The 11,521-nt window shown below is 53.6% G+C and carries 11 protein-coding genes; 3 read left to right on the top strand and 8 right to left on the bottom strand.

Going from position 1 to position 11,521, the window contains the following annotated elements:
- The first annotated feature begins 328 nt into the window (after window positions 1–328).
- The 3 genes from ACT53Q_RS19035 to ACT53Q_RS19025 all read left to right on the top strand — a co-directional run bounded on the left by ACT53Q_RS19035 (window position 329) and on the right by ACT53Q_RS19025 (window position 2,826).
- Window positions 329–904 (top strand): TetR/AcrR family transcriptional regulator, encoded by a 576-nt coding sequence (locus tag ACT53Q_RS19035; protein WP_476188243.1) that lies wholly within the window; start codon window positions 329–331, stop codon window positions 902–904.
- A gap of 90 nt (window positions 905–994) precedes the next feature.
- A complete protein-coding gene (locus ACT53Q_RS19030; RefSeq protein WP_476188242.1) occupies window positions 995–1,828 on the top strand; it encodes an oxidoreductase in 834 nt (277 codons plus the stop codon).
- Window positions 1,825–2,826, top strand: a complete 1,002-nt coding sequence (locus ACT53Q_RS19025; RefSeq protein WP_476188241.1) for an NADP-dependent oxidoreductase — start codon at window positions 1,825–1,827, stop codon at window positions 2,824–2,826. Before ACT53Q_RS19030 ends, ACT53Q_RS19025 begins: the two co-directional genes overlap by 4 nt.
- 102 nt (window positions 2,827–2,928) lie before the next feature.
- Here ACT53Q_RS19025 and ACT53Q_RS19020 read toward each other — a convergent pair whose 3' ends face one another.
- The 8 genes from ACT53Q_RS19020 to ACT53Q_RS18985 form a co-directional block, all read right to left on the bottom strand.
- Window positions 2,929–3,228, bottom strand: coding sequence for a hypothetical protein (locus ACT53Q_RS19020; protein ID WP_476188240.1), 300 nt, complete (start codon window positions 3,226–3,228; stop codon window positions 2,929–2,931).
- 496 nt (window positions 3,229–3,724) lie between these two features.
- Window positions 3,725–4,768: a phosphotransferase gene (locus ACT53Q_RS19015; RefSeq protein WP_476188239.1), complete on the bottom strand. Its 1,044-nt coding sequence runs from the start codon at window positions 4,766–4,768 to the stop codon at window positions 3,725–3,727.
- 7 nt (window positions 4,769–4,775) lie between these two features.
- Entirely contained in the window at window positions 4,776–5,624 is an 849-nt protein-coding gene (locus ACT53Q_RS19010; protein WP_476188238.1) for a hypothetical protein, read from the bottom strand.
- Window positions 5,621–6,901 carry a glycosyltransferase family 4 protein gene (locus tag ACT53Q_RS19005; protein WP_476188237.1) on the bottom strand — a complete coding sequence of 427 codons (1,281 nt, stop codon included), beginning with the start codon at window positions 6,899–6,901 and terminating at the stop codon, window positions 5,621–5,623. Before ACT53Q_RS19005 ends, ACT53Q_RS19010 begins: the two co-directional genes overlap by 4 nt.
- Window positions 6,898–8,430 carry an alpha/beta fold hydrolase gene (locus tag ACT53Q_RS19000; RefSeq protein ID WP_476188236.1) on the bottom strand — a complete coding sequence of 511 codons (1,533 nt, stop codon included), beginning with the start codon at window positions 8,428–8,430 and terminating at the stop codon, window positions 6,898–6,900. The genes ACT53Q_RS19005 and ACT53Q_RS19000 overlap by 4 nt, the downstream gene beginning before the upstream one ends.
- 77 nt (window positions 8,431–8,507) lie before the next feature.
- Window positions 8,508–9,059: a histidine phosphatase family protein gene (locus tag ACT53Q_RS18995; RefSeq protein WP_476188235.1), complete on the bottom strand. Its 552-nt coding sequence runs from the start codon at window positions 9,057–9,059 to the stop codon at window positions 8,508–8,510.
- A 334-nt stretch (window positions 9,060–9,393) separates the two neighbouring features.
- Window positions 9,394–9,843, bottom strand: a complete 450-nt coding sequence (locus tag ACT53Q_RS18990) for a TIR domain-containing protein (protein WP_476188234.1) — start codon at window positions 9,841–9,843, stop codon at window positions 9,394–9,396.
- A complete protein-coding gene (locus ACT53Q_RS18985) occupies window positions 9,843–11,282 on the bottom strand; it encodes an SIR2 family protein (RefSeq protein ID WP_476188233.1) in 1,440 nt (479 codons plus the stop codon). The genes ACT53Q_RS18990 and ACT53Q_RS18985 overlap by 1 nt, the downstream gene beginning before the upstream one ends.
- Window positions 11,283–11,521: the final 239 nt, after the last annotated feature.

Genomic DNA, 11,521 nt, shown 5'->3' with positions numbered 1-11,521 from the left:
CTCCTCCGTCCCCGGCGCAGCGAGCAACCGCTGGAACATCGCTTCCAGCGCCTCGTCCACCGACGCCACGCCCTCGTCCGGCGCCACGCAGTCCGCCAGCGCCGATTGCAGCGCGGGCAGTTGCGCGGCGGGAAGGGTGAGGTCGCAGGAGAGGTGGTTGGACATGGGGTGCGAGGGAGATGTCCGGGGATCGACAACGGGGGAATGTTAGCGCCAAGGATGCCCCTCCTCTTGAAGCGGCCCGGGCGGAGCGGACCGGTTGCGGCACGCCGCCCAGGGCCAAGGGCCGCTTGCATTCTTCCGGAGATGAAAATATGATGGATATCATATGAAACGCACCGCCACCAAAGAAGTCACCCATGACCGCATCGTCGAAGCCGCAGCGCGCGCCATCCGGCGCAGCGGCTACCACGGCGCGGGCGTCGCCGACATCATGAAGGATGCTGGCCTGACGCATGGCGGCTTCTACGCTCATTTCCCGTCGAGAGACGCCATGCTCGCCGAGGCGGCTGATCGGGCGGGCGGCGAGAGCGTGGCGATGATGGAACGTATCGCCGCCAATCTGCCGCCACAGCATGCGCTCAAGGCGATGATGCAGGCCTATCTTTCGAAAGATCACATCGAACAGATCGAAACCGGCTGCGCGACCGCAGCACTGGCTTCGGAAATGCCCCGCCAGAGCGCGGAGGTGCGGCGCGCAGCCACCCGCCGCATCAAGGAGATGATCGACCTGGTCTCCCGGCATTCGCCCGACTGGGGGCAGGCGGGTGCGCATGAACGTGCCCTGGTGACTGTCGCAACGATGGTCGGCACGTTGGTGCTGGCACGCGCCGTCGACGACGCCAAACTCTCCGATGCGCTGTGCAAGGCGACGCTCGCGCAGCTCCTGCCCACCGAGAACTGATCCTGCCCGGCCGAGCGGTTTTTATTCGATCAAAAATATGACGATCATCATACGAAATAGACACCCACGTCTTCCGCAAAAGGCACTGACATGAAACCGCATTCAGGAATTGCACTCGTCACAGGCGCTTCGTCGGGCATCGGCGAAGCCACCGCGCTCCGCCTCGCATCGGCGGGCTACAAGGTCTACGGCACCAGCCGGCTCGGCGTGTCATCGAGCCAGAAGCCTTTCGCCATGCTGCCGCTCGACGTGACCAGCGACGAATCGGTCGAGACGGCAGTAAGCGAAGTCATATCCCGGGAAGGCCGCATCGACCTGTTGGTCAACAACGCAGGTTTCGGCGTAGCGCCGGCTGGCGCCGAAGAGAGTTCGATCGAGCAGGCCAAGGCCATCTTCGAGACGAATTTCTTCGGCCTGATCCGCATGACCCGCGCCGTCGTTCCGCACATGCGCCGTCAAGGCAGCGGCCACATCATCAACATCGGGTCGGTTCTCGGGTTCCTGCCAATGCCATACGCGGCGCTCTATTCGGCGACGAAGCACGCCGTGGAGGGATATTCCGAATCGCTCGACCACGAATTGCGCACCCGCGGCATCCGGGTCTCGGTGATCGAGCCCGCGTACACGAAAACGCCATTCGACGCGAACCAGATGCCCCCCGATTCGATGCTCGACGAATATCGCGAAGTCCGGGCGCTGCTGGCCAAGGTCCTCACCAAGGTCATGGCCTCCGGCGACGAGCCGAACGTGGTCGCCGAGGTGGTGCTGCAGGCGGCATCGGCCAAGGCGCCCAAGATCAGATATGCCGCCGGCAAACTCGCGAACCGACTGCGCATGCTTCGCCGGTTCGCACCGGCCCGGTTGCTGGACGCCGGCATCCGCAAAGACCTGCTCCTCGACCAGCCCATGGACACCCGGTCATGAAAGCATTCATCCTGGACCGCTACGGGAAGAACAGCGCGCTGCGCCTCGGTGACATGCCCGAGCCGCAGGTTCGCGACCACGATGTCCTCATCGATATCCATGCGGCCGCATTGAATCCGCTTGATCCCAAGATCCGTGATGGCGAATTCAAGCTCGTGCTCCCTTATCGATTGCCGCTGATCCTGGGCAACGATGTGGCGGGGGTGGTGATCGGTGTCGGCCCCAAGACCCGAGGCTTCAGGATCGGCGATGAAGTGTATGCGCGCCCGGGGAAGGATCGAATCGGGACCTTCGCCGAGCGTATCTCCGTCGATGAATCCGAAGTCGCGCGGAAACCCCGGAATCTGACCATGGATGAAGCCGCATCCATTCCCCTGATCGGACTCACCGCATGGCAGGTCCTGGTCGAACGCGCTGCCCTGAAACTGGGCCAGAAGGTGCTGATCCACGCCGGATCCGGCGGTGTCGGCACGTTCGCCATCCAGTTGGCCAAGTATCTCGGCGCAACGGTGGCGACGACGACAAGCACCGCCAATGTCGATCTGGTCAAACGCCTGGGCGCCGATGTCGTCGTCGACTACAAGAAGGAGGACTTCTCCGAAGTGCTGAGCGATTACGATCTCGTGCTCACGAGTCTGGACAAGAGCACGCTGGAAAAATCGCTCAAGGTGCTCAAACCCGGCGGAAACCTCGTTTCCATTTCCGGTCCGCCCGATGTCGCCTTCGCCCGGGAGAACGGTTTGAACTGGCCCTTGCAGCAGGTCATGCGCTTGTTGAGCCGAAACATCCGTAAAAAAGCCAGGCGCCGCGGGATCAACTACTCGTTCGTGTTCATGCGCGCCCACGGCGGTCAGTTGGGCACGATCACCGAACTGATCGAATCCGGGGTCATCCATCCCGTCGTGGACCGAACCTTCCCCTTCCTCGCGATCGATGAAGCCATGCGCTATCAGGAGACCGGGCGCGTCAAGGGGAAAATCGTCCTCCACGTGAAATGACACCCACCCCTTTGGTGGGTGAATGGGGACGTGATCTGCGATACCGCGGAGCGGTCTGAAAACTCGATCTCGCTGATCCGGAGCACTTGCGGACACGGCCCTTTAGGCGGCATGCACGGCATTCCAGCGTTCCGCGTCGGCGAGGCGCTTACGCTGGTGGAACAGGAGTTGTTCGAGCTCGGCGGCCTGCGTCGCGTTCCAGGCCGCGATGGCATCGGCGATCGCGCGCGTCGCAGGCGTGACGTCGCGCAGGAAGGCGTCGTCCATTGCCTTCGTGGTCTTCACCTTCGCGCCGTGGGCGCGCTCGGCATACAGCGCCGCGAATTCGCGGATGCCGATCACCGCGCCGAAACGGCGCACGTAGTCCTGATAGGCCTGCCAGACCTCGGCCGAGTAGCACACCGACGCCGTCCCCTGTCGTCACGGTCGACGTCGATTGTGCATCGCCGGCACCGCGTTGCGGCTCGACGCGGACGCGCCCGCGGACGAACGGGCAACAAAAAACCCCGGATCGCTCCGGGGTTTCGGATGACAGTGCCAAGCAGCGCCTGCCGGGATTCGGCCACGACAGTCGATTCAGAACCGCAACCAGCCCTCGTCGGGATAGGGTGCGAATAGGGTGAAGATAGGGTGAAACAAAAAAGCGGCATGCATGTCGCCATGCAAGCCGCTGTTTTGACTCTGGAAATTGGTCGTGCCTGGGCAACCGACATCCAAACGCGCTCTCACGCCGGATAGTAGCCCGTCGCAGTGAATCGAGAGCCAATAACGACATTCTTTCGCATCATCGCTGTCGGCAAAGAACAGCTACGCCGTGTTCTTGTTCAGTGCTGTACCCTTCAGCCCAGGACTTTATCAGGTACGGCTGGTGGGGGCAGGTCCATGCCAACACAATTCACTAATCGATACACGGCATTTCCACACCTCTGAGCTTCGCGCCCGGAAACGTTGAGATTGTAATTTCTCGCAACAACTTGGTTCGCTCAATCACTTGTTCTTCCTTGAACGCCAGAGTTATCCACTTCAGGACAACCCAACCAGCCCACCATAGGATGTCCCTCGGAATTCCTAAATCTCTAGCTTCGTAGTAGAAGTCGAGGAAATTCCAAAAGCGATCCCAATCGATAGAGCAATATAGCCAGCGGGCACCTGCAAAATTCAAAGCAGCGTAGACAATATCCTCTTCAAGCGACCCAATTCGACAAAGATCAAAATCGAATACCACCATCTGCTTCAGCTCAAGATCAAATGAGACGTTTTCCGATCTAAAGTCGCCGTGTATTAGTGCGGCATCTCCAGAATTCCGCCGAATACTTTCAAACAGACCATCTGCGAACTTCCTAGCAAAGTTCAACTTCCTTAGATCGAACGATGGAGCGTTGCGGCAAAGCCGGTCAGAAGCAGACAGAAAATATGCATCGCACCCCTCCAGCCAAGCATCAAGTCCTGCAACATGCGGAATATCTATAGAAGCACCAGCGAATTCACTACGGCCTATGGGTGTAGAGACGCCAGCGTGAAATGCAGCAAGCGCAGTTGCGGCTCGTCGGATCCACTCCACGGTATCTAGACAACTATTCTCAAGATGAAACGGAACCAAATCTTCAATGAATGGAAATACGACTGCCAATCCACCTTGAACCTGATAAATTAGGTTTCCGTTAGGCCATGCTAAGGGCAAGATAAGTTTGATCGCTGGGTCAAGAGAAAAATCGCGCAGTTTTGAATACGCGAACTCGACTGCTTCAAGGGGCCGCACTAAGTGGCCCGCTCTGGCTCGAATAATCTTCAGGAACAGATCTCCGCCATGTCTGCGACATCTAGCGCACTCGTTCCAAGAGCCGGTATCCATGAGCTCAAATGCTCGAATTTCAAAGGCATTCGATAGCGCCACTCGCAAATCATGCGGAATATCTAAGAACGAAGGACTGCTTGCTATCACTGGATGCTCAATTTTTGTAAAGTAAGTCGACTAGTAGGCGATAGGATCGACGCTCGTTCTCCGACAGTTCACACGCTTCCTTGCCAACCTCTACCAGCCATGCTGCCAGGTCTCTCAGACAGCGTCTCGCACTATCTAGATTGTATTGGGGAACTGTCTGGGCTAGACGCGCAAGTAGCTCTTGGCTCATTACATTCTCAATCCGCCGTTCAGCGCGTCCGTAATACACGTTCGCAGTTCCTCCAAGTCTTTTTCGTAGAATAACTATTAACGCTCTTCGAGCTTGTCCACTGAGTTCAATTGCGTTGAACAACTCTCCCTTATCTACACTATTTAACCCCTTATAGATCGCCATGAATCCTTGGCAAATTGGATTGGCAATTCTAAAAGGATTCGATTCAACTTGCCGCCCCCAGTATGAAACTCCACTTTCTATCATCTCATAGTCATCCCACAATATTATGCCCGTTGGCTCCCAAAAGAAGGTGGCGGCACTCTTTTCAGCAATGAATCCAATATCAATTGCAAACTCCATATTCCGGGCGAAGACGGTAAAACAACTACCGAACCATGGGAATCGGCCTTGGGCAATTAAACCGTTAACGCCAGGAACTACGAGTATTTGTGATAGACATTCATCAATCTGACCGTCATCAACACTACCAGTGCACAGCACAAATAGATCAACATCAGACTTTTCAGCGCCGATTCCTGCTGCCCGGGAGCCGCCTAAGAGGCACCCGCTAGACAGCCGAGGATCGTCTAGAATTCTTAGAATGCTAGCTACGACATTTGCGTTGTCCGCACACAACGGAAATTGCCCAAATTTACCAAACTCCCGACTATCGAATCTCATCTCGCCTCATCCGCCAAACAGATCATCGAAATGATTCGCTGCAGTACTATTTCGGGGCTCAGATGTTTTCTAAGGTAAGCATCTGCTGACACGGCCAAATGTTCTCTGTAACTACTGTTGTCAATCATTCTGGCAAGAGCCTTCGCGCCACCCGCAAGGTCGAATGGTGATTCGGTGCTATCAATTTGCGAAGCCACATCAACAAAGCGTGAACCAGGTGCGTATGACAACACCAGCGCACACCGTCCAGCCTTAAAATAGCTGGCAATCGCCGGCGCGGGCGATGTGACGCATGCGGTACCACTCCAAACCGCTTCGAGCAAACTCACATTGAATGAATCATGTACGCTGGTGTTGACTGCGATATCAGCAATTCTTAGATACCTCCGCACGTCAGCTTCGATACCAACATTTACGATCGTCAAGTTCAGGCTTCGAGTAGCGGGGAATGATCGTTCAAATAATTCAAACTGAAGCTCACCCAAATATCTTGAGTTCGAATCATTGGGGCCAACTATCACAAGCAAGACCTCTGAATCGCAGATCGCCGCAGCACTTTTTACCAAATCAATAGTATCCTGAATTCTTTTCACTGGCCTCAAGTTGGAGTGATGCAAGACAACCACTGTATTTGGATCAACTCCAGCTTTTGACTTCTCATTCTGACGCTGAATGCGTGAATAACTCGGAAAGCTGGCGGGGTCTAGAATTGGCGGCGTCACAATAAAACTTCCACGTACTCGGTGACGCCGTCGAATCTCTCTAACGAACTTCTTTGAGTAAGTGGCCCTGACAGTTATCTGCTGAGAGTCAAGAAGCCACCAAACAGATCGCGATACTGCTGATCCCGATTCCCAAATATCAGAACCGGCTGGGAAGCTGATTATTGGATTGCGCGCGTACCCTGCTTGTGAAAGATAGTCATTGGCGAGGCAGAGCGCTTGAACATAAGGATGAAGATACGTTCCCCAAAGAACGACCCTGAATCCCTCACTGCTTCCAGCAATCGCAAGTTCGGCCACTTTTTCCGCAATCGCATAGGTACTCCAAAAGATCTTGGCATGAGTAGAATATGCTTCTGACTCCGGAATAAGGACCTCATGCGTCTGAAATGTATCCCCAACATGTGTCTTAAAAAAGTATGGTCTCCCGAGTCCGACGAAGTGGACGTCAAAACCAGCTCTATGCAGCGCATGAAGAATTCTGCACTTAATTGTCCCAGCGCCATGAAACGTATGCGGCGCGGTTGCAATTAGTCTAATGCTCGATGGACTCATATAGACGCCAACCAACTCACCAAACCACGCTGATAGAACTTGAAGGCCTCGCTATCTTGCTCATATAGAATGCCGAGTCTCGCGAGCCATGAACTAGGAAATATATAGTTGACAGACAGCTTCTTCGAAGCAAAGAAATCAATATCCTCACTTACAGTGTTCTCAAATAGGACGCGATCGTCGAAAGCTGCAGCCAAGGCTAGCCGATAGAGCCTTGCACTGAACAGCAGTGGATTGCGAGTGAGTTCGCCACTTATGGTCTGCCACGCGCGAACTCTCTGCTGAGCAATTTCTCCGTCTTCGATTGTTTTGGGCAACTCTCGCCGGTTTCTCATTATTTGAAGAACGTAAACAAGGTTTGTTCTTGCCCACCAGCTTTCAGCATCTACTTTTACTGCGGCTTGCAAATGCTTTAGCGCAAATGCCATGTTTAAAGAATTATCTATGCCCGCGAGGAAGTACGCATTTCCGGTAAGGTACTCCACGTTGTAAACTGTCCTCGGAGATATTCGCGTAAGGACCTCAATTGCGCCCGTGAAATCGCCGATTCGAATCAGGTACTCCCCCTTCATACATGCGAGATCAGGATCTTCAGATTTCGCAGATTTAGAGCAGCTTTCTATAAGCTCATAAACCTTGTCGAATGACCGCTGGGCAAAGTATATTTTTCCTAGCTCGCGAGCCAGCCAAGAGGACTGATGGTTGCGATCTCTTGCCGCGAGCAAAATTTGCTCTGCTGCAGCGTAGTCTCCCACTACATAGTGCTTTTCGGCCAGCGCTTGGTAGTCGAGGCTTGATTGCCCACCAGGGATATTTCTAATATGCTGAGTGCCTGTCAGCAATATCTGCTTTAGGATAACAAACGACAGATCATCGGAATCCTTGGGCTTGACTATGGTCTTATGGTTCTTGTCGATGACTGTTTCAACATTTGCGTTGCCAAAATACGATCTGGCACTTTCTGGACTCACGATATCATCGAGGCCGCCAATTATGTAACGGACTCTAATGTTCGCTTCAATAGCAGATGCAGCCCAACTTTCATTTAGATGATCAAGAAAGTCAGATGAGCGACAAAGCTGCCGAACCTGTATATTGAACGGAGAGATAAATTTCCCGATTGAAGCCAACCCCGCCCCATTGCACGGCACAGCAAACAATGTCAGTGTATCAAGGCTTGGCTTGCGATCTGAAGCTTCCTTAATCTTTCGCAGAGCGCCGTGTCTAGCCACCAGTCCACCGAGGCTGTGGCAAACCAAATGAACACGCTCATATGCCGAACATTTTGTGTGGAGAAAGGTAAGAAGTCCGTCGGCTAGGGTCTGTATTCGAGGAGCCTTCCGTATAAATGGAATTGCCATGAGTACCGTGGGAAAGCTGTAGTGCAGAACGTCGAATCCATTGGAGAGATCTTGATCATTGCGAACGAGATCTCCGAATTGACCCCAGGTTCGAATGCCACCGCCAAGTCCGTGGACAAATACCACTGCCTGAGGCTGTTTGGGCCTCGCTTCCTGTAACGTAGCCATCGTTATTCCCCTCCGCCTCTCGTTTGAATATTCAAAAGTCGCTGCCTTCCATTGACAAATTCATGGATCGGCGCCATTCAAAGAAAAAGTTTGATGAAGTCACCATTCCCGAGCCTCGGAAGGGCAAACATTTTCTGTGCAGGAATTCCCTGCAGCAGGTGCTGGAGGATTCGAATGACAAAGCCGTGCGTTACCAAAACAACGGCACCGACACCATTGAGCGACCTCAATTTTTCAGTTCCGGCCAAAACTCTGCTACAGACCTCATGGATCGTCTCTGCTCCCTGGGGCGCTTCATCCCATTTTTGCAATAAATTGCGGTTGATAATTTCAGGATAGAAATTCTTGGCTTCGGCCTGGGAGAGACCTTCGAGGACGCCAAAGCTGCGCTCGCGAAACTCCGGCATGTGAATCATTGGCAGTTGGCGTTCGGTGGCAATAATTTCGGCGGTTTCCACTGCTCGCCTGAGTGGCGAGGAAACCAAATGAACAACATCGTTCGGCAGACGTCGGGCCAGATCATTTGCCTGCGATCTTCCACGCATGTTTAGAGTGCTGTTGATCGCGCCTTGAAAGCGATCGTCAATATTCAAGTTTGTCTCACCGTGACGTGCTGCATAGATCTTCATTTCCTCATCCCGCTTATGTCGTTCATTTCAAATTGCAAATGACTTGTTCAGGTTTCGGCGAAGGAAGGGAAAGATTGAATTTGACCTCGTGAAAGCGTTGCAATGATGAAAAATTATTTCACCTCTTCAACTTCACTAATAACGTCTTTCCTTATGGTGAATTTCCCCGCCTCACGGACACTGGGATAAGCGATCCACTATAGCCATCCGCGATGGAAGCAATGCCCAAGGAGAAACCGAGGCATGGTCTTGCTCACAGCGCGTCCGGCACCCGGCCAAAAAAACTACTATCCGACTAGCCTCGCCGGATAAGGCACGGAACTGCGATGCTTAGCTATCTTCCAGCCTTCTTTGCAGCCGCCTCTATCCAAACGCTCATGTTATCGCGGCCATTGTCATTGACCCAGTCGTAGACCGGATAGCCACTCGGAAGCAGGCTGCTCCCCTTGGTGTCCGTATTGCCACTTGCATCCTTCATGTTATGAATATAGATGCCAAGCAGGCCGTTACCGCGAGCGATGCTCTGTTCGATTTCGTATTTCACATAGGGACGACTTGAAGTCTCCGCGCCAATCAGAACCACCGTCACGGACGTACCTTCCAGTTGTTTGTCGATCCAGCGACGAATCGCATCTGGCGTCTTGAGCTTGACCTCTTCCCATTCAGCCGAATCCCAAAAGCCAGCAGCTTCACGATCAGGCTTCGTCACCCATGAGTTGCGAACCTGACCAACCCGCCAACTATCGCGGACGTGATGAAAACTGAAAAATACCCGGCGTGCCATCAGTTGCTCCTATTGATTTGATCCAACATGTTGATGATCTTGCTCAGCAGCTCATTTGGGCTTTGAACAGAAACCTGCAGATCTTGCATCGCCTCACGATAAGCATCCGGGTGTCCCTCAAGTCGCTTATCTATATCGCGCCCTAATGTCTCGGCTGCATATCCTGTCGCGCCAACGGGGACAAGCACCAAACCAAGCTCATCCGCGATGCTGTGTTCCTCAAATACGCCATCAGCCTGCACAATTTTTCCATCCACTGATTTGTTTCCGAACAGAAAAATGGCGACGCCGGCCTGCTGGATCAACTCTCGGCGGAATGCCGTCCACAGAGCTTTTCGCTTTACAGGATCTGGCGTGTGACGCGGAAATGGACGAACCGTCAAGTAGTCTTGGAAATGGCCGAGCTTCTGATCGTAAATTTGTTCGGTCGCACCTGAAAGAAGTGCATTGCTGATCCCAAGCCCGAAGCCAGAAACAATCCTATAGCCCTTGTCAATCAGAATTCGTCCAAGCGCACTTAGAAATTCCTCGACAACATCCTTTTCCCATCTCCCGAATTCTTCTGCGCTTCCCGACACAAACAACGTCTTTCGGCGATAGCGCGCCTCAATCTTGCGGAGAATATCGGTGATCTCGGAATATTGATCAATGAGCAGGGTCTTGATATTGAAACGCTTGAGATCATCGATCACAAGCTTCTGCTTGACGCTTGCATAGTCGAATGCTTCTTGATCCGCAAAGTCACTTCTTTGGACACGCCTCGTAATGCAATAGTGCTCTCTGGCATCTCTCTGAAAATTTATGCGGATTCGCGAAAGGATGTAATCAAGATTCGGGTCTCGAAAGCTGAACCCGAGAAACAAGAAAGTGCGAGATACGAGATCGCCCTTCAAGGCAGTCACGAATGACGCACGCGGACCACTCGAGTATCCTTCGTAGTCATCTTTCGTAAGCACGGCATCGCCAGGGAACTCCACGTCACCGTGCATCTTGTAGATCACCGCATCTCGATGCGGCTTGGAATGCGCAAGCTGAGGCGTAGTGATCTTTACGTCTGGAATCTTACGTTCATCTTCCAGAGAACGTTCGATCAACCGATCATAGTTCGTCGTCCAGAACACCGGAATCGGCAGTCGTGCGAGCAGGCGGTGATTCTCGGAGGGTGTTTTGTGTGACGGAAATTCTTCCAACAATCGCTTGTGCAAAGCACTTCGATTATTGCCGCGGCTATTTACCGCGTATTGAGCCAGCGCCACCAGGTGGTCTTGCTCTTTTCGCACATCAAGACCCAAGTCGTCGGCGATAGGCTTCAGCAGAGTCGCCCAATCCACGAAGCCCGCACTCGCGGAGAGTCCAGCACCTGCAAATACGGCAGCAGTGCCGGCTTCCAGCTCCTTGACGTACTCAGTCACAAACTGCTCGATATCGTGCGTCGCCATACAGCTCCTTGCCGTACCCCCTGAGATCCCATTCGGGATTTTGGGCCATCCATCAAGGATTGCAACTGGGATAGGCTTATCCCTCAGATCATTTTTCTCAAGAATCAAAAAGCTGCTCTTGATTGTTTTCGTCTATGTATCTCGTCGACCTGGCTTCCTCCCCCGAGGAGGCGCAGGCGTCGTGCCAAGCGCTGCCCGCTGGTCCTCCCAGCGTACCGGAGGGTTGATCAGCAGTGCGC

Source organism: Lysobacter sp. DMC97 (genome assembly GCF_056313745.1).
This window is presented reverse-complemented; position numbering and strand designations above follow the sequence as displayed.